The 17,197-nt window shown below is 74.2% G+C and carries 17 protein-coding genes; 8 read left to right on the top strand and 9 right to left on the bottom strand.

All coding sequences use genetic code 11. The features are described 5' to 3' along the window. Positions 1-416: 416 nt before the first annotated feature. Complete coding sequence (locus tag HB370_RS05765) at positions 417-815, bottom strand: MarR family winged helix-turn-helix transcriptional regulator (RefSeq protein WP_280117790.1); 399 nt, start codon at positions 813-815, stop codon at positions 417-419. 127 nt (positions 816-942) lie between these two features. Here HB370_RS05765 and HB370_RS05760 point away from each other — a divergent pair, with 127 nt between their 5' ends. Next, positions 943-2,049: a membrane protein gene (locus HB370_RS05760; RefSeq protein WP_030784098.1), complete on the top strand. Its 1,107-nt coding sequence runs from the start codon at positions 943-945 to the stop codon at positions 2,047-2,049. 204 nt (positions 2,050-2,253) lie between these two features. Continuing rightward, on the top strand, positions 2,254-3,066 hold the full coding sequence (locus HB370_RS05755; protein ID WP_030784095.1) for a putative protein N(5)-glutamine methyltransferase: 813 nt from the start codon (positions 2,254-2,256) through the stop codon (positions 3,064-3,066). Positions 3,067-3,083: 17 nt separating this feature from the next. Here the strand turns inward: HB370_RS05755 and HB370_RS05750 are convergent, their stop codons facing one another. Then, on the bottom strand, positions 3,084-5,162 hold the full coding sequence (locus HB370_RS05750; protein WP_030784091.1) for a SpoIIE family protein phosphatase: 2,079 nt from the start codon (positions 5,160-5,162) through the stop codon (positions 3,084-3,086). A 316-nt stretch (positions 5,163-5,478) separates the two neighbouring features. Between HB370_RS05750 and HB370_RS05745 the strand changes: the two genes are divergently transcribed. Both HB370_RS05745 and HB370_RS05740 read left to right on the top strand, forming a co-directional pair. Continuing rightward, positions 5,479-6,360 carry a hypothetical protein gene (locus tag HB370_RS05745; RefSeq protein WP_030784088.1) on the top strand — a complete coding sequence of 294 codons (882 nt, stop codon included), beginning with the start codon at positions 5,479-5,481 and terminating at the stop codon, positions 6,358-6,360. Between the two features lie 94 nt (positions 6,361-6,454). Next, positions 6,455-6,823, top strand: a complete 369-nt coding sequence (locus tag HB370_RS05740; protein WP_030784085.1) for a hypothetical protein — start codon at positions 6,455-6,457, stop codon at positions 6,821-6,823. A gap of 1 nt (position 6,824) precedes the next feature. Here the strand turns inward: HB370_RS05740 and HB370_RS05735 are convergent, their stop codons facing one another. Then, complete coding sequence (locus HB370_RS05735; protein WP_030784082.1) at positions 6,825-7,241, bottom strand: tautomerase family protein; 417 nt, start codon at positions 7,239-7,241, stop codon at positions 6,825-6,827. 146 nt (positions 7,242-7,387) lie between these two features. Between HB370_RS05735 and HB370_RS05730 the strand changes: the two genes are divergently transcribed. Next, positions 7,388-9,403 carry an NADPH-dependent 2,4-dienoyl-CoA reductase gene (locus HB370_RS05730; RefSeq protein WP_030784070.1) on the top strand — a complete coding sequence of 672 codons (2,016 nt, stop codon included), beginning with the start codon at positions 7,388-7,390 and terminating at the stop codon, positions 9,401-9,403. 32 nt (positions 9,404-9,435) lie between these two features. Next, positions 9,436-9,981 carry a PadR family transcriptional regulator gene (locus HB370_RS05725; protein WP_030784067.1) on the top strand — a complete coding sequence of 182 codons (546 nt, stop codon included), beginning with the start codon at positions 9,436-9,438 and terminating at the stop codon, positions 9,979-9,981. Between the two features lie 7 nt (positions 9,982-9,988). On the opposite strand, the gene HB370_RS05720 is transcribed toward HB370_RS05725, so the two are convergent. Further along, on the bottom strand, positions 9,989-10,624 hold the full coding sequence (locus tag HB370_RS05720; protein ID WP_030784063.1) for a hypothetical protein: 636 nt from the start codon (positions 10,622-10,624) through the stop codon (positions 9,989-9,991). 161 nt (positions 10,625-10,785) lie between these two features. Next, a complete protein-coding gene (locus tag HB370_RS05715; RefSeq protein ID WP_030784060.1) occupies positions 10,786-11,754 on the bottom strand; it encodes a fibronectin type III domain-containing protein in 969 nt (322 codons plus the stop codon). A gap of 456 nt (positions 11,755-12,210) precedes the next feature. Here HB370_RS05715 and HB370_RS05710 point away from each other — a divergent pair, with 456 nt between their 5' ends. Continuing rightward, a complete protein-coding gene (locus HB370_RS05710) occupies positions 12,211-13,080 on the top strand; it encodes a glycoside hydrolase family 75 protein (protein ID WP_030784055.1) in 870 nt (289 codons plus the stop codon). A gap of 589 nt (positions 13,081-13,669) precedes the next feature. Here the strand turns inward: HB370_RS05710 and HB370_RS05705 are convergent. The 3 genes from HB370_RS05705 to dhaK form a co-directional block, all read right to left on the bottom strand. Continuing rightward, a complete protein-coding gene (locus HB370_RS05705; RefSeq protein ID WP_030784051.1) occupies positions 13,670-14,080 on the bottom strand; it encodes a PTS fructose transporter subunit IIA in 411 nt (136 codons plus the stop codon). Then, positions 14,073-14,690, bottom strand: a complete 618-nt coding sequence (gene dhaL / locus HB370_RS05700) for a dihydroxyacetone kinase subunit DhaL (RefSeq protein WP_030784047.1) — start codon at positions 14,688-14,690, stop codon at positions 14,073-14,075. Before dhaL ends, HB370_RS05705 begins: the two co-directional genes overlap by 8 nt. 67 nt (positions 14,691-14,757) lie before the next feature. Next, complete coding sequence (gene dhaK / locus HB370_RS05695; protein WP_030784043.1) at positions 14,758-15,750, bottom strand: dihydroxyacetone kinase subunit DhaK; 993 nt, start codon at positions 15,748-15,750, stop codon at positions 14,758-14,760. Between the two features lie 390 nt (positions 15,751-16,140). Here dhaK and HB370_RS05690 point away from each other — a divergent pair, with 390 nt between their 5' ends. Beyond that, positions 16,141-16,494, top strand: coding sequence for a DUF3040 domain-containing protein (locus HB370_RS05690; RefSeq protein ID WP_030784039.1), 354 nt, complete (start codon positions 16,141-16,143; stop codon positions 16,492-16,494). A gap of 96 nt (positions 16,495-16,590) precedes the next feature. Here HB370_RS05690 and HB370_RS05685 read toward each other — a convergent pair whose 3' ends face one another. Continuing rightward, positions 16,591-17,154: a hemerythrin domain-containing protein gene (locus HB370_RS05685; RefSeq protein ID WP_030784036.1), complete on the bottom strand. Its 564-nt coding sequence runs from the start codon at positions 17,152-17,154 to the stop codon at positions 16,591-16,593. Between the last annotated feature and the right edge of the window lie 43 nt (positions 17,155-17,197).

Genomic DNA, 17,197 nt, shown 5'->3' with positions numbered 1-17,197 from the left:
CCGGACGCCTGCATCCGATGAGGAACCCGAGCACGTCCCGGCCCGCGGCCGCGACGAGTGAGGTGTCGGCGAAGTCCCGGAACCAGCGCGCGTAGTAGTGCGGGCCGGGGGAGTCGGTGCGGTGCGTCCTCCGGGCCGGCCGCCAGGCCGGCAGCGCGTCCCGCGGCGTGGGGGGCGCGGTAGGCGACGAGGCCGCGCGTGGCGGTGACAGGGGCCATGGACCAGGGGGCTTCCGCGTCGATGTCCAGCTCGACCTGGTCCACGAAAGACACGTGTCTCCGCGCACCGCTCGCCCGGCTGTGCCCGGAGTGCCGGATCGGCTTTCGTGACGGCGGCCGCCGCCGGGGCCTGCGCGGACTGCCGGGGGAGACGGCGGGCTCCGGGGGCGAGGTGGTGGAGGTCATGCGCCCCTTGCCTCACTCCCCGTCCGTGCCCGCCGGCCCCGCGTTGTACCGCTCCAGGTAGGCCGCGAACCGCACCAGGTCCTCCTCCGGCCACTCGGCGAGCCGTTCCCGGAAGGCGGCCCGGCGGCTGCGGGTGACCTGGGCCAGGATCTCCCGGCCGGCCTCCGTCAGGTGCAGCACCTGGACCCGGTGGTCCTCCGGGTCCAGCCGGCGTTCGATCAGCTCGGCCCGCTCCAGCGCGGCCACCTGCCGGCTCACCGTGGACTTGTCCAGCGCGTAGTGGGCCGCCAGGTCGGTCGCCCGGCAGCCGTCGCGTTCCTCCAGGTGTCCGAGCAGGGTGTACGACACCAGGGACAGCTCGGGGTGCATACGGCCCGCCGAGGCGCGGGCCCGGCGGGCGAAGATGGTCATCTCGCGCTGGATCGTCTCGACGGCCGACTCCGCTGCGCTCACGGGAAGTACCTCCTCCGGGGTTTCTAGTTGTATAGTACAACTTGAAGTGAAAGTTGTATAAGCCAACCTTTGGAGGTCGCGCGCGATGAGGTCACCGGCACTGCGCCATGTGCTCACGCACCTGATCACCCCGCTGCTGATGTGCGTAGGCATGGGGCTCGCCTACATGGGGGCGTTCGTCACCCCCGAGCCGCACCATCTGCCGGTCGCCGTCGTCGGCGCCACCCCGCAGGCCAAGGTCTTCGCGCAGACGGTCAAGGACACGGCCGGCGAGAAGCTCGACGTGCGCACGGTGGCCAGCCGCGCCGACGCCGTCGAACTGCTCGAGTCCCGCGATGTCACCGGCGCCTACGTGCCGAGCGCCAAGGCGCCCGAGCTGCTGGTGGCGAGCGCCGCCTCCGACATGGGTGCCATGGCCGTCGAGAAGGTCTTCACCCCGGTCGCCGCCGGACAGGGCGTGCCGCTGAAGATCACCGATGTGGCCCGGCCGGTCGCCGACGACCCCACCGGGCAGGGCCTGTTCTTCCTGATGATCGCCGTCAGCATCGGCTCCTACGCCTCGGTCGCCGCCCTCGGCGCCGCCGGAGCCGCCCTCGCCATGCGCGTCCGCGCGCTGCTCGCCGTCGGTGTCTCCGCGGTGGTCAGCTGTGTCGGAGCGCTGCTCGCCGGGCCGGTGTTCCACCTCGCCCACCACGACCTCGCGGGCGTGTGGGGCATGGCCTGGCTGTACTCGGCGGGCATCCTGCTGATCGGCGTCGGCCTGCACACCTTCCTGAAGCGGTGGACCACGCTGACCATGATGGTGCTGTTCGTGATGCTGAACTTCACCAGCTCCGGCGGGCTGTTCCGGCCCGAGCTGCAGAACGGGTTCTTCGGCACCCTGCACGCCTTCTGGAACGGCGCCGGCTTCGTCGAGGGCGTCCGCAGCCTGCTGTACTTCGGCAACGACGGCCTCGGCCGCACGGTGTGGACCCTGGTGGCCTGGCTGCTGGCCGGCGTCCTGGTGACCGCGGCGGCCGCCCGGTACGAGGGCGCCGGCCGCGCCCGCCGGGAAGCCGCCCACGCCGGGGCCGCTGCCGAGGCCGGTGCCGCGGCCGCCGGGACCGAGACCGGGCGGACGGGCCCGCGGCACGCCAAGGACGAGGCCGCACGGGAGGCCGACGAAGAGGCCGAGGAGTCGGTCGGCGTCTGAACTCGCCGGGACGGAAGGCCCGTCGGGCCGTGGGGTATGGTGGCCGTCCGGCCGCGAAGACCCGCGGCCCCGAGGGCGAGGAGGTGAGACCCATTACCGCTGTGTCGGCTGGGGTGCTCTCTCCTTGTGACGGCGCGGTACGCCGGCAGCGGTGACCGCGGGAGCGCCCTGAAGTCTCGCGCTCCCGAAAGGCTTTCCGCTTCCATGCCCGTACCCACCCCCATGACCCCTTCCGCCGTCGTCTCGGCGCTGCGCGCCGCCGGGTGCGTCTTCGCCGAGGACGAGGCCGAGTTGATCCTCGCCACCGCCCGCACCCCCGAGGAGGCGGCCGGCATGGTGGACCGGCGCGCCGCCGGGCTTCCCCTCGAACAGGTCCTCGGCTGGGCCCGGTTCCGCGGACTGCGCATCGCCGTGGAACCCGGGGTGTTCGTCCCCCGCCGCCGTACCGAGTTCCTGGCCGGCCAGGCGCTGGCCGCCGCGCCGGACGCGACCGTCGTCGTGGACCTGTGCTGCGGTTCCGGCGCGCTCGGCGCGGCCCTCGCCCACGCCCTGCCCGGGGCCGAGGTGCACGCCGCCGACATCGACCCGGCCGCCGTACGCTGCGCCCGCCGCAACCTCGCCCCCTTCGGCGGCCGGGCCCACCAGGGGGATCTCTACGACGCCCTGCCGCCCGGCCTGCGCGGCCGGGTGGCCCTGCTGACGGCCAACGTGCCCTACGTCCCCACCGCCGAGGTGCCCCTGCTCCCGGCGGAGGCCCGCGACCACGAACCGCTGATCGCGCTGGACGGCGGCGCCGACGGACTCGATGTGCTGCGCCGGGTCGCCGCCGGGGCCCGCGAGTGGCTCGCCCCCGGCGGCAGCCTGCTCACCGAGACCAGCGAACGCCAGGCCCCCGCCGCCGTACGCGCCTTCACCGACGCGGGCCTGACGACCCGTCTGGCCGTGGACGAGGACCTGTACGCGCATGTGGTCATCGGCGTACGCCCCGCACCGGCGCGGGAGGGGGCGGCGCGGTAACCGGCCCCGCCCGCCCGCTACCCCAGCTCCTGCGCCCGGGCGATGAGCAGCGCCACGTCGTCGTGGTTGTCCGGGTGGCGCAGCGTGCGCAGGAGGTGGTCGCAGGTCTCCTCCAGCGGGCGGGCGGGGTCGTCCAGCAGCGACAGCAGCAGGGCCAGCCGCTCGTCCAGCGAGTGGGAGCGGGTCTCCACCAGCCCGTCGGTGTAGAACACCAGCTCGTCACCGGGCTCGAAACCGACCGTCACGGTGGAGAAGCCGACCCCGCCCACCCCGAGCGGCACCCCGGTGGGCAGGTCGAGCAGCTCCGGCGGCCTGCCGGGCCGTACCCGGGCCGGCGGCAGATGGCCGGCGTTGGCGATCCGGCACTGGCGCAAGTGCGGGTCGTGCACGGCGTACACGCAGGTGGCGATGGAGTGGTCCAGGGCCGAGGTCGTCTTGTCCAGGTGTTCCAGCAGCCGGGCCGGGTCGAGGTCGAGCGCGGCCAGGGTGGTGGTCGCGGTGCGCAGCCGGCCCATCGTGGCGGCCGCGCTGACCCCGCTGCCCATCACATCGCCCACGACGAGCGCGGTCTTGCCGCCCTCCAGCGGGATGACGTCGAACCAGTCGCCGCCCACCTCGCTGGTGGCCCCGGCCGGCTGGTAGCGGGAGGCCACCTCCAGGGCGGTGGTGACCGGCGGATGGCTGGGCAGCAGGCTGCGCTGGAGGGTGAGCGCGGTGTTGCGGGCGTTCTGGTACCAGCGCGCGTTGTCGATCTGCACGGCCGCGCGGGCCGCCAGCTCCCGCGCCAGCAGCACGTCGTCCTCGTCGAAGGGTGCCGGGTTGCGGGTGCGTTTGAGGTCCAGCGCGCCCAGCACCTCGCCGCGCGCGATCAGCGGCACCGCGAGGTACGAGTGCAGGCCCGCCCGGCCGAGCAGCACGGCCGCCTCCGCGGAGCGGGCGATCAGCGGCAGGTCCGCGTCCTTCACCCGCGGCACCAGCACCGCCTCACCGGTGCGCACGCACTCGGTGACCAGCCGGTCCGGCCCGTACCGGGCGATCTGGCCGGGCGGGTCGGCGGCCCGGACCGCGTCGCTGCCCTCCGCCGGGCGCACGGCCAGCGCCCGGATCACCGCGGACTCCGAGGGTCCGAGCGCGCTGGGCCGGCCCTCCACCACCGCGTCCAGCAGGTCCACCGCCGCCACGTCCGCCAGCTCCGGCACCGCGACCTCGGCCAGTTCGCAGGCGGTGCGCTCCAGCTCCAGCGTGGTGCCGATCCGGGCCGAGGCGTCCGCGATCACCGCGAGCCGGCGGCGCGCGGTCTCCGCCTCGACGGAGGCCCGGTGCTGTTCGGTGATGTCGACCAGCGAGACGGCCACCCCGAGCACATGGCCCAGGGTGTCCTCCAGCCGGTACAGCGAGTGCGACCAGGTGTGGTCCTCGTCCGGGTCGGCCGGGGTGCGGCCGACCAGCGTGTCGTCGATCAGCGGCACACCGGTCTCCAGCACCCGACGGGCCGCGGCCTCCAGGTCGCCGACGTTCAGCAGCGGCACCACCTCCCGCAGCGTCCGGCCCACGTGCTCGGCGGCCGGCACCCCGTTGATGCGCTCCAGGGCGGGATTGACGGAGACGAAGCGCAGCTCGGTGTCCAGGACGCCGTAGCCGATCGGGGACTGCTTCACCATCCGCTCGGACAGCGCCACGTCCTGTTCCAGCCGCCGTACGGTCGACTGGTCGGCGGCCAGCCCGAGCGCGTAGACGTCCCCGCGGTCGTCCAGCAGCCGCATGTTGCGGAACTCCACCAGACGGGTGCTGCCGTCCTTGTGCCGGACCGGGAAGCCGCCCGCCCAGCTCTGCCCGGTGCGCATCACGTCGGCGAACAGCCGGCCCACCAGCCGGCTGTGCTCCTCGTGCACCATCAGCCGGGCGGCGTACTGGCCGAGGGCCTCCTCGGCGGTGTACCCGAACAGTTCCTCCGCCTGCGGACTCCACAGCACGATCCGGCCGTCCGTGTCCAGCACCACCGACGCCACGCCCAGGACGTCCAGCAGGCCGCCCGGGGGAACCGGACCGCGCGCGGGCCCGCCGTTCTCCGTCGCCGGAGCCTCGGCCGCACTCATGCCACGCACCGCCTTCGTCCGTCCGCACGGCACGCCGTGCCTCGCGCCGACTGACCTCGTTCTACCGCGCTCACACCCGACTCTCCGCCACCGTCGCCGTTCTCCCTCCACCATCTCTCACCACGGCGGCGGACGTCCGCCGGAGCCGCCGCGCCGGTGGTGCGCGCGGCCCGGTACCCCCACCGCGACCGTACCGCGCGGTCCCGGGGGCGGTGAGAGTTCACACACATGGTGTGCGATTGGTCTGTACATGACGATGGCGCCACGCCAGACTGTCCGCCGTCCGAGTGCCCCGTCGCCCGCCCAGGAGCCGGCCATGCCCGCGTCCGCCCGGCAACGCTGTCATACACTCCTCGCCGGATTGGTCACCCTTGTCACCGCCGCTGTCGTGTCCCTCGCCGCGCCCGCGCCCGCCTCGGCGGCCGACACCTGGACCGAGACCGGCTCCGACCGCGCCGACCCGCTGACCGAGAGCCAGGGGCTGACCTCGGTGGAGGTCCCGGCGAACAGCCCGAACCGCTACACCGGCATCGGCACCGTCCCGCTCGGCCTGGCCGGCCGCGGCTGGAACCACGTCGGCGACCCCGACGCCTCCTACGACGGCTTCTACATCGAGCCCTACCAGCGGGACTCCGGCAACTCGAAGATGTTCCGGGTGCAGGCGCCCGGCGGCGCGTGGTCGGAGTACGTCCACACGCTCGGCCCGGACGAGGCGCTGAACAACTCCTGGGCCGCCGTCTCGCCCGACGGCCGGTGGATGCTGTCCGGCGAGTGGGGCACCATGACCCGCCTGCTGGTCTTCCCGACCCCGGGCGTCAACCCCGCCACCTCGCCCTCGGCGGACCTCCCGCGGGTCTCCACCGTCCGCCTGGACCACGCCGTCCGCGACGTCCAGGGCTGCGACTTCACCGGCCCCACCACCCTGTTGTGCTCCTCCGACGACCCCGAGGGCAGTCTCTTCGGCCTCACCAAGCCGCTGCTCCAGATCGACCTCTCCGCCCCGCCGGACGGGACCGCCGACGTCACCGGGCATGTCACGGCGGTGCGCCAGTTGCCGCTGCGCAGCTCCTGCCAGGGGTCCTTCGAGGCGGAGGGCATCGACTACGACCGCCGCAGCGGCGTCCTGCGCGTGATCGTCGTCTCGCCCGGCTTCTGCGCGCTGACGGACAGCAAGACGTACAAGTTCACCCGCGGCTGAGGTGTGCGCTGCGGCACGTGGTGCTTTCCTGGGGGTGGACGCGGTTCGGCGGGGTACCCCGTTCCACCGCAGCGCGGCCACGAAAGGAGCGATCATGGCAGACACGGAGCGGTCGCATCCGGAAACCGTCACGGTGGAGATCAGCGGATCGAAGGAGGACGCCCGCCTGGTGTTCGAGGCGCTCAGGTCCTGCTTCGCCTCCGACCGGGGCGCGGACGAGGTGCCCCAGCAGCTCCACGAGACCCGGCCGATGGTCTGGCTCGGCACGTACGACGTCGCCGACGCCCGGGGCGGCTGCCGGCCGGTGCACCTCGGGCAGCCGGTCCAGGCGGACGTCCAGGGCGGCTACTGGGCCGTCGACCGGTTCCGCACCACCCTGGACTCGATGTTCACCGTGAAGGAGACCTGTACGGCCTCCGGAGACCAGGAGCGGGACCTGCACCTGCGCCTGGAGAGCCGCTGAGTCACCGCGGCGACGCCCCGGCCGGTCCCCGACCGGCCGGGGCGTACTGCGCCTGCCCGTACCCGAAGGACCAGTCGGCGTCGCCGTTCTCGGTCAGGGTGACCAGCACATTGCGCGGCTCGGTACCGGTCCGCTCGTGCACCAGCTCGGCGATCCGCCGGTACACCGCCCGCTTGCGGCCGGCGTCCCGTCCGGCCCGCAGGGTGATCGCCACGAAGACGACCGAGTCGTCGCGCGGCACGCCCGGGTAGTCGCCGTAGCGCAGGGTGCTGCCGGCGCCGTCGTGGCCGGTCAGCACCTGGAAGCGGTCCTCCGGCGGAATTCCCAGCGTCTCCACGAGGGCGTCCTGCACGGCCTGGCCGAGGGCGTCGAGGCGGGCGGGGTCGGTGCCGAGCGTGTCTATGCGGACGAAGGGCATGGCGGGGCGTCCTTCCGGGCGGCGGATCGGTCACCATCGACTGTACATACTAGTAGTTACACCGGCGACTCTTTGTGCAACTAGTTGCACAAAGCCTCGGGCTTCCTCTACAACAAGAGGCGACGACACCGCGCACGGAGGGCCCGATGAGCCGTTACCCGCACCTGATGACCCCGCTCGACCTGGGCTTCACCACCCTGCCCAACCGCGTACTGATGGGCTCCATGCACGTCGGCCTGGAGGAGGCCGAGCGCGGCTTCGAGCGGATGGCGGCGTTCTACGCGGCCCGCGCGCGCGGCGGCGTGGGCCTCATCGTCACCGGCGGCATCGCCCCCAACGAGGAGGGCCGGCCGTACGAGGGCGGGGCCAAGCTCACCACCGACGCGGAGGCCGAGCGGCACCGGGTGGTCACCGAGGCCGTGCACCGCGAAGGCGGCCGGATCGCCCTGCAGATCCTGCACTTCGGCCGGTACGCCTACCACCGCGACCTGGTCGCGCCCAGCCCCCTCCAGGCGCCCATCAGCCCCTTCGTGCCCCGGGAGCTGACCGACGCCGACATCGAGCGCACCATCGACGACTACGCCCGCACCGCCCGGCTCGCCCGGCAGGCCGGCTACGACGGCGTCGAGATCATGGGCTCCGAGGGCTATCTGATCAACGAGTTCACCGCCGCGCCGACCAACCGGCGCACCGACCGCTGGGGCGGCTCGTACGAGAACCGGATGCGCTTCCCCGTCGAGATCGTCAAGCGGGTCCGCGAGGCCGTCGGCGAGGACTTCATCGTCATCTACCGGCTGTCCATGCTGGACCTGGTCCCGGGCGGCTCCTCGCTGGCGGAGGTGATCACCCTCGGCAAGGCGGTGGAGGCCGCCGGTGCGACGATCATCAACACCGGCATCGGCTGGCACGAGGCGCGCATCCCCACCATCGCCACCTCCGTGCCGCGCGGCGCCTACACCTGGGTCACCAAGAAGCTCATGGGCGAGGTGTCCGTCCCGCTGGTCACCACCAACCGCATCAACACCCCGGAACTCGCCGAGGAGCTGCTCGCCGACGGCTGCGCGGACATGGTGTCCCTGGCCCGCCCGATGCTCGCCGACCCCGACTTCGTCGCCAAGGCCGCCGCCGGCACCCCGGAGGCCATCAACACCTGCATCGGCTGCAACCAGGCCTGCCTCGACCACACCTTCAGCGGGCAGATCACCTCCTGCCTGGTCAATCCGCGGGCCTGCCACGAGACCGAGCTGGTCCTCGCGCCGACCCGGCTGAAGAAGCGCGTCGCCGTGGTCGGCGCCGGCCCGGCCGGTCTCGCCTGCGCGGTCTCCGCCGCCGAACGCGGCCACGCGGTCACCCTGTTCGACGCGGCGGGCGAGATCGGCGGACAGCTCAACGTCGCCCGCAAGGTGCCCGGCAAGCAGGAGTTCGACGAGACGCTGCGCTACTTCCGCCACCAGCTCGACGCGCACGGCGTCGACGTCCGTCTGGACACCTGGGTGGAGGCCGCCGACCTGGACGGCTACGACGAGGTCGTGGTCGCCACCGGCGTCACCCCGCGCACCCCGGACATCCCCGGCGTCGACCACCCCCGCGTGCTCGGCTACCTCGACGTGCTCCGCGACGGCGCCCCCGTCGGCGACCGCGTCGCCGTCCTCGGCGCCGGCGGCATCGGCTTCGACGTCGCCGAGTACCTCACCGACGGCGGCGACAAGGCGAGCGAGGACCCGCGGACCTACTTCCGGCACTGGGGCGTCGACATGGACTACCGGGCGCCCGGCGGCCTCACCGCCCCCGAGCGGCCCGCCCCGCCCCGCCAGGTGCACCTGCTCCAGCGCAAGACCAGCAAGGTCGGCGCCGGCCTCGGCAAGACCACCGGCTGGATCCACCGCACCGAGCTGAAGCACCGGGGCGTGACCATGGTGCCGGGCGTGCGCTACGACCGGATCGACGACGCCGGCCTGCACATCACCGTCGGCGAGGAGAGCACGGTCCTGGAGGTCGACACGGTCGTGCTGTGTACCGGTCAGGAACCGCGCCGCGACCTGTACGAGGCGCTGATCGCCGCCGGCCGCAGCGCCCACCTCATCGGCGGCGCCGACGTGGCCGCCGAGCTGGACGCCAAGCGGGCGATCAAGCAGGGCACGGAGCTGGCGGCGGCCCTGTAGGGGCCGGGGACCTCCCTCCCTAGGATGAGCCCATGTCACTCCCGCACGCGATCCTCACCGCCCTGCTGGAAAAGCCGTCGTCGGGACTGGAACTGACCCGCCGGTTCGACAAGTCGATCGGCTACTTCTGGTCCGCGACGCACCAGCAGATCTATCGCGAGCTGGGGAAACTGGAGGCCGAGGGGCTCATCCGCGCGCTGCCGGCCGAGCAGCCGGCCCGCGGGCAGAAGAAGAGCTACGAGGTGCTGCCCGCGGGCCGGGCCGAACTGGCCCGCTGGACCGCCGCCGCGCAGGACCCGAAGCCGCAGCGGGACGTGCTGCTGCTGCGGCTGCGCGCGGCCGCCGTGGTGGGCACCGCGGGCCTGGAGGCCGACCTGCGCCGCCACCTGGAGCTGCACCGGCGGCAGCTCGCCGAGTACCGGGAGATCGAGAAGCGGGACTTCCCGCCCGGCCGGGACGCCCCGCAGGACCGGCTGCGCCATCTGGTACTGCGGGCCGGGATCGATCTGGAGACCTTCTGGACCCAGTGGCTCACCCGCGCCCTGGCGGAGTTCGCCGAACTGCCGGACACCGACTGAAGGGGCCTCAGAGCCGGTACGGCCGGGAGCGGCGGCGCAGGACCCAGCCGGTGGCGACGACGCCGGCGCCGACCAGGGCGGCGCCCGCGCCGAGGGTGAGGGTGCCGTAGTCGCGGGCGGCGCCGCCGAGGCCGCCCATCACGCCCCGGGACGGGGCCGGGCTGGTGGTCGCCGAGACCGTCGGCCGGGTCTGGACGGGCACGGGCCGGGTCTGGACGGGAGCCGGCTGGGTCCGGGCGGGCGCGGGCCCGGTCGGGACGGCCGGTGCGGGCCCGGTCGGCACGGCCGAACCGGAGACGATCACCGACTGGCTGCCCGCGGTGGTGCCACTGGAGCAGAGCACGACCACGGTGTAGGTCCCCGGGCTGACCCCCGTCCAGGCCGCGGACTGGCTGACCGACGTGCCGGCCAGGGCCACCTGCCGGCCCTGGGAGAAGTTCGCCTGACGGCTGGTGAGCAGGGCCGCGGTGCCCCAGCTGCCGTTGACCTGGGTGCACGCGCTGGTGACCACCGACACCGTGGAACCGATGGTGCTGACCGAGATGCCCGAAACCGCCGCGGTCGGCCCGGCGAGCACGGCCGGGAGCGCGGCGGCGGCCGCCAGGGTCAGGCCGGAGCGGAGCAGGAGTCGCGAGTTGTCCATGGACGGGCCTCCGGCGGCACGGTCGGCGGTACGTCCCATGCGCCGCCGGGGGTCGGGAAGCGCCCGTGCTGCCTCAACCGCAGCCAACGCCCCGCCGGACACGGCCGCACCCGGAGCGGCCCGATCAGGTGACGGCGGCCCGTGCGGGGGCTGATGTGCCCTCAGCGGCCCGTGGTCACCGTCCGCTCCGCCGACCAGCCGCCCCAGGTGCCGTCGGGCAGCCGGGCCCGCAGCCGCACCCGGTGTTCCTCCCCGGCGGCGGCGCCCGCGTAGAAGCTGTGGTGTGCCCGGCCGCGCGGGGGAACGCCGCCCCAGACCAGCGAGGTGGCCGCGGCGCCGTCCAGCCCGATCTGGTACTCGGTGATCACGCCGTCCACGCGTGGCGGATCCCAGGCGAGGTCGATGTAGTAGGCGCCGTCGGCACGGTGGGTGGCGGCGGTGAACCCGGCGGGCGCGGTCGCCCGGCCGTCGTCGCCGCCCGGCGTGGTCAGGCGGACCGGCGGGCCGGCGGGGGAGAGGTTGTCGGCCGCGTCCCGGGCGCGCACCGTGAAGACATAACGGGTGCCGGGACGCAGGCCCGTGACGACGGTGGCGGTCTGGTTCCCGCCGACACTGTGGATCTTCACACCGCCCTGGTAGACGTCGTACGAGGACACCCCCCGGTCGTCCCGGGACGCTCCCCAGGACAGCTGGACGGCACGGCTGCCCACGGCCCGCCCGGTGGCCGTCCCCGGCCGGGCCGGAGCCGAGCGGTCCGCCGCCGTCACGGCCGGCGTCCGCGCCCGGACCTCCCGGCTCGGCGGACCCAGCCGGCCCGCGGTGTCCCGGGCCCGCACGGTGAAGGCGTACAGGGTGGACGGCCTGAGCCTGGTGACGTCCACCATGTGCTGCGCGCCCGGGACTTCGGCCACTTTCGTGGTGTCCCGATATACCTCGTAGGTGCGGACCCCGGCGTCGGCGGGGGCCGCGTTCCACATCACGTGCACGCTCGTGGCGCTGCCCGCCGCGGCGGTGATCCCGACGGGAGCGCCGGGTACCCGGCCGTCGTCGTCCGCCCGGTTCCAGCCGCAGGAGGCGACCAGCAGCACGGCCCCGCAGATCAGCACGGGCGGAAAGGGTACGCGTCGCACGGCACTGCCCTCCCCGGACGGCCTCGGCATCACGTAAAGGTCCGGACCAATAGTGACCCGGCCGGCGGGAGCGCAGCAAGGGGGCCGCGTTGGTGACCATCCCCCGCGGTTACGTATGCTGAGGCTCCCTACGGCTGAACGGCCCCCGAGGACAGGGGAGTTCACGCCTGTGGCGCGGACACGCTGTCGTCGCCGATCCCGCGCCGGCGCGGGTGGCCGGGGGATCCGGGACGGTACCCGCTCCGGGTCCCCGGCCCCTGTTGTCCCCTGCGCCGCCCTGGCGGACACCGCCGCGCCGTTCCCCTGACAGGGTGTCAGGGACGTGCTCCATCCGGCCCCTTCGCGGCGCACCCCGTGGCCGCGGACCCCAGGTCACAGCACAGTGGGCTCGGCGTCCGGGGCCGCGGCACCACGGGCCGGACGTCCTCCTTGTCCCCGACGAGAGGGTCCCCCATCGTGCGTGTCCCGTCCTTGACGCTGGCCGCGGCCGGCGCCGCCCTGATCGCTCCGGCACTGCCCGCGCCGGCCACCGCCGTCCCGCCCGCCGAACGGGTCGCGGCCCGTGACGAGAACGCGGTCCGCGAGGGGAGCGCGACGCGCGGTGGCGGCGTGGCCGGTGTCGCCCGAGGCGAGGGCGTGGCCCGCGACCGGGACACGGCGCCCAGTCGGGGAGCGGACCGTGCCGGGGGGCCGGGCCGTGCCGGGAACGCGGCGCGCGACGAGCGGACGCACCGTGCCGAGGACGCGGTCACCGCCGCGCGCCTCCTCGCCCGGGCCGGCAGGTGCACCCGGGTCTCCCGGGGCCGCTACCGCACCGACGCGGGCCGCCCCGCGACCATTCCCGTCTGCGGCACCCGGGACGCCGTCTTCTGGAAGGCCGACCTGGACATCGACTGCGACGGCCGCCCCACCGCCCGCTGCAACCGCCGTACCGACCCGGTGTTCGCCCCCGCCACGGCGGTCGTGGGGTCCGACGGCCGCCGGCTGAACGCCGAGACCCTGCCGTACATCGTCGTCCCGGCGCCCAGCCGCCGCTGGGACCACCGGGCCTCGGGGGTGCGCGGAGGCTCGGTCGCCGCCGTCGTCTACGGGGACCGGGTGCGGTACGCCGTCGTCGGCGACACCGGCCCGCGCGACCTCATCGGCGAGGCCTCCTACGCCACCGCGCGCGCCCTCGGCATCCGGCCCGACCCCCGCTCCGGCGGGGTGTCCTCCGGCGTCACCTACATCGTCTTCCGCAACTCCCGGATCACCGCCGTGGAAAACCGCGCGGCGGCGGCAGCCGAGGGCGAGCGCCTGGCCCGACGCTTCCTCTCCCGACGCTGACCCGCCCCCACGTAACCCTCGCCGCACGTCTCCGCGCTCCCGCCGCCCTGGCCGGCCCCGCCTCGCAACGGCCGCCACTGGGGCCGGTCTCCACCTTCCGGTGGCCGTCGCTCGAGCCGGCCTCCGCCTTCCGGTGACCGGTGCCGCCTCCGGTGGCCGTGATCGGTGCCGGGGCCGGTCAGGCGTCCGGGTCTCCGCCTTCCGGCGGTCGTTGCTCGGGTCGGGCCTCCGCCTTCCGGTGACCGGTGCCGCCTCCGGTGGCCGTGATCGGTGCCGGGGCCGGTCAGGCGTCCGGGTCTTCGCCTTCCGGCGGTCGTTGCTCGGGTCGGGCCTCCGCCTTCCGGTGACCGTGACCGGTGCCGGGTCCGGTCAGTGGTGTGGGTCTTCGCCTTCCGGCGGTCGCTGCTCGGGTCGGGCCCGCGCTTCCGGTGACCCGTCAGCGGCTCCGGGCCCCGTCGGCCCTGCCGGTCCCCGCTCCGGTGAGCGTCGCTCCCGCCGGGCCCCTAGCGACAGCCCGTACTCTCGCCGGGCCCGGTTGCTCCCGCCGGGCCCGGCGGCCCTTCCGGGCCTTCACCCCTGCCGGTCGCTCTCACACCTTCCGGTAGCTGTACGCCTCCGCCGCCGCGGCCTCCACCGCGGCCAGGTCGGCGCCCGCGGCGGCGGTGACCACCGCGGCCACCGCGCCCTCGACGAACGGCGCGTCCACCAGGCGGGTGCCCTCCGGCAGTTCGTCACCCTCGGCGAGCAGCGCCTTCACCGTGAGTACCGCGCTGCCCAGGTCGGTGAGCACCGCCACCCCGGCCCCCCGGTCCACCGAGGCCGCCGCCGCGGAGATCAGCTCGGCGCTGGTGCCGAGCCCCCCGCCCTCGGTGCCGCCCGCCGGGGCCACCGGTACCCCGGCCGCCCCGCCCGCCAGGCCCTTCGCCAGCTCGGCGACGGCCTCGGCCACCTGGGCGCTGTGCGACACCAGCACGATCCCGACCGGCCTGTCCTCACTCACCGTCCGCCTCCGTCGCCTCCGCGGTCTCGGCCAGCGCGGCGATCAGCAGCGCCGACGAGGTCGCCCCCGGGTCCTGGTGACCGACGCTGCGCTCGCCCAGATAACTCGCCCGGCCCTTGCGGGCCCGCAACGGTATGGTGGCTGCCGCGCCCTCCTCCGCGGCGGCCCGCGCGGCGGCGAAGCCCGTGCCGAGCGCGTCCACGGCCGGCATCAGGGCGTCGATCATGGTCTTGTCGCCGGGTGCCGCCCCGCCGAGCGTCATCACCCCTTCCACGCCCGCGCGCAGCGCCGCCGCCAGCTCCTCCTCGCCGACCTCGGCGGCATCGCCGAGCGCCTTGCCCGCCCGGCGCAGCAGGGTGCCGTACAACGGCCCGGACGCACCCCCGACCGTCGAGATCAACTGCCGTCCGGCGAGTATCAGAACACCGCCCGGGGTGTCCGGTGTCTCCTTCTCCAGGGCCGTCGCCACGGCCGTGAACCCGCGCCGCAGATTGCTGCCGTGGTCGGCGTCCCCGATGGCCGAGTCGAGGGCGGTGAGCCGCTCGGCCTCCCGGTCGACGGACGCGGCAGCCGTCGTCATCCAACGGCGGAAGAAATCGGCGTCGAGCACTGGATCTCCTTGCGTGACAGGGCCGTTGACCATGCGGCCGGGGTGGTGGTGCGGGCACATCGCCCGCTCACATGCCCCAGCGCAGGGCCGGGGTCTTCACCGGTGCGTCCCACAGCCGCAACAGCTCCTCGTCCACCTGACACAGCGTCACCGAGGCGCCCGCCATGTCCAGCGAGGTGACGTAGTTGCCGACGAGGGTGCGGGCCACGGCGACACCGCGTTCGCGCAACACCCGCTGCACCTCGGCGTTGAAGCCGTACAGCTCCAGCAGCGGGGTCGCGCCCATGCCGTTGACCAGTACCAGGACGGGAGCGCGCGGCGGCAGGTCCTCCAGGATGACGTCGACCGCGAAGTCGGCGATCTCCCCGGAGGTCATCATCGGCCGCCGCTCCCGGCCCGGCTCGCCGTGGATGCCGATGCCCAACTCCAGCTCGCCGTCGGGCAGATCGAACGTGGGGCTGCCCTTCGCCGGGGTCGTACAGGCACTGAGCGCCACCCCGAAGCTGCGGGAGTTGTCGTTGACCCGGCGGCCGACGGCCTCCACGCGCTCCAGCGGCTGCCCCTCGGCCGCGGCGGCACCCGCGATCTTCTCCACGAACAGCGTCGCGCCCGTACCGCGCCGGCCGGCCGTGTAGAGGCTGTCGGTGACCGCGACGTCGTCGTTGACGAGCACCTTGGCGACCTGGATGCCCTCGTCCTCGGCCAGCTCGGCCGCCATGTCGAAGTTCAGCACGTCACCGGTGTAGTTCTTCACGATGAACAGGACGCCCGCGCCGCCGTCCACGGCCGCCGCGGCGCGCGCCATCTGGTCCGGCACCGGCGACGTGAAGATCTCGCCGGGGCACGCGGCGGCGAGCATGCCCGGCCCGACGAAACCGCCGTGCAGCGGCTCGTGCCCGGAGCCGCCGCCCGAGACGAGCGCGACCTGCCCGGGCACGGGGGCGTCCCGGCGGACGATCACCCGCTTCTCCACATCCACGTTCAGTTCGGGATGCGCGGCCGCCAGACCGCGCAACGCGTCCGCCACGACCGTCTCCGGTACGTTGATCAGCATCCTCATAGGTGTCTCCTCGCGAACCTGGCCCTCGACTGCCGTGACGGGGCGTCAGGTGCCGACGGTCACCCGGTGGAGACAGCCGTTCGTCCCGTCTATGGGCAGTATCTGCCCTGCGGCAGCCGAGGTCACGTGCGATCGCCCGGCTTTACGGTCCGTAGCGGACTGTCGACCAAGGGGAACAGCACTCTACCGGCACACCGGGGCCGCGCCGGCCCCGCTGCGGCGGCAACTGCCCTGCCGGGCCGCGCCGGTTGGCCGTAGGGGAGTGGCACCGGGGAGATCGTCACCGCTCGTACGGCCCTCCCGGCCTCCGGCACCGCATCGGCCGCCGCGTCCGGGGAACCCGGTGACACGGAGCCCCGCAGGCCGCCGACCGGAGGAGGTGCCGTCGTCGTGGACGAGTGGAAGATGTGGGAGCACGACGGGGTACGACTGTCCGCGCGCGAGCGGCTGGCGCTGGCGCGGATCGAGGCGGGCCTCAGACAGGACCGGCGGTTCGCGCGCCGGATGGGCGACGTGCGGTACGGCGTCTGGCTGCCGGTGGCGGTGCTGCTGCTGGCGGTCGCGTCGGTGTTCGTCGCCGTCATGGGCATCCGCACCTCGGACCCCGCGCTGCTGTGGTGCTTCGCGCTGCTGTGGCCGGTCACCCTCCTCCAGGCGTTCCGGCTGCTGTGCCGGGCCACCCGCCCGCGCCCCCGGCGCCCCCACCGCCGCCCCAGGCCCACGCCGCCCACGCCGTGGGTCTGAGCCCCATGCCTCCGTAGCCGTGGTGGTCGTGTACGAGCACGACATGCCACGCGCCGCCCGGGCCACGCAGCCCGGGCGGCGCGTCAGGGTGGGCCGTCAGCTCTCCTTGCCCCGCCCCGACAGCGCGTCCCGCAGCCGGTCGACCAGGCCCGCTCCCGGTGCCAGCAGCTTGTTGGCCGGGGGAGTGTCCGGGGCCGAGGGGTGCGGACGGGTCGGCGCCATCTGCTTGGCCCGGCGGACCTTGTCGCCCAGCTCCATCAGCGCGTCCGGAGGACAGGCCGCCTCCAGCCGCGGGAACAGGTTCTGTTCCTCGTCGGTCACATGGGAGCGGATCTCGCTCATCAGCCGTGTCATCAGCGTGTCGAACCGGGGGTCGTCCGCCTGGCAGCCCTCCAGGTCCTTCATGATCTGCTCGGCCTCGGCGTGGTCCTCGAGCTCCTTGTCCGCCAGCGCGTCACCGCCCGCCACGTGCTCGCGGACCGCCGGGTAGAGATATGCCTCCTCGGCGACCGAGTGCCGGACCAGCTCGATCGTGGCCTGGTCGCAGAGGTCCTTGCGTTCCGGCGAGCCGGGCGGCAGCGCCTCGAAACGGCCGAAGATCTCCTCCACCTCACGGTGGTCGGTGGTCAGCTCCTGGATGACGTTTCCGCCGTGACCCATGGTCGTTACCTCCTGCGTGAGACGCGGCGGCCCGGGAGGGGCC

The sequence above is a fragment of the Streptomyces sp. DSM 40868 genome (assembly GCF_011820545.1).
Classification (GTDB): Bacteria; Actinomycetota; Actinomycetes; order Streptomycetales; family Streptomycetaceae; genus Streptomyces; species Streptomyces eurythermus.
This window is presented reverse-complemented; position numbering and strand designations above follow the sequence as displayed.

Coding starts and splice junctions, on each gene's coding strand:
- HB370_RS05735 (WP_030784082.1), bottom strand. CDS start 7,241: ATGCCCTTCGTCCGCATAGACACGCTCGGCACCGACCCCGCCCGCCTC.
- HB370_RS05745 (WP_030784088.1), top strand. CDS start 5,479: ATGCCCGCGTCCGCCCGGCAACGCTGTCATACACTCCTCGCCGGATTG.
- dhaK (WP_030784043.1), bottom strand. CDS start 15,750: ATGAGGATGCTGATCAACGTACCGGAGACGGTCGTGGCGGACGCGTTG.
- HB370_RS05760 (WP_030784098.1), top strand. CDS start 943: ATGAGGTCACCGGCACTGCGCCATGTGCTCACGCACCTGATCACCCCG.
- HB370_RS05740 (WP_030784085.1), top strand. CDS start 6,455: ATGGCAGACACGGAGCGGTCGCATCCGGAAACCGTCACGGTGGAGATC.
- HB370_RS05765 (WP_280117790.1), bottom strand. CDS start 815: ATGACCATCTTCGCCCGCCGGGCCCGCGCCTCGGCGGGCCGTATGCAC.
- HB370_RS05730 (WP_030784070.1), top strand. CDS start 7,388: ATGAGCCGTTACCCGCACCTGATGACCCCGCTCGACCTGGGCTTCACC.
- HB370_RS05725 (WP_030784067.1), top strand. CDS start 9,436: ATGTCACTCCCGCACGCGATCCTCACCGCCCTGCTGGAAAAGCCGTCG.
- HB370_RS05720 (WP_030784063.1), bottom strand. CDS start 10,624: ATGGACAACTCGCGACTCCTGCTCCGCTCCGGCCTGACCCTGGCGGCC.
- HB370_RS05750 (WP_030784091.1), bottom strand. CDS start 5,162: ATGAGTGCGGCCGAGGCTCCGGCGACGGAGAACGGCGGGCCCGCGCGC.
- HB370_RS05685 (WP_030784036.1), bottom strand. CDS start 17,154: ATGGGTCACGGCGGAAACGTCATCCAGGAGCTGACCACCGACCACCGT.
- HB370_RS05755 (WP_030784095.1), top strand. CDS start 2,254: ATGCCCGTACCCACCCCCATGACCCCTTCCGCCGTCGTCTCGGCGCTG.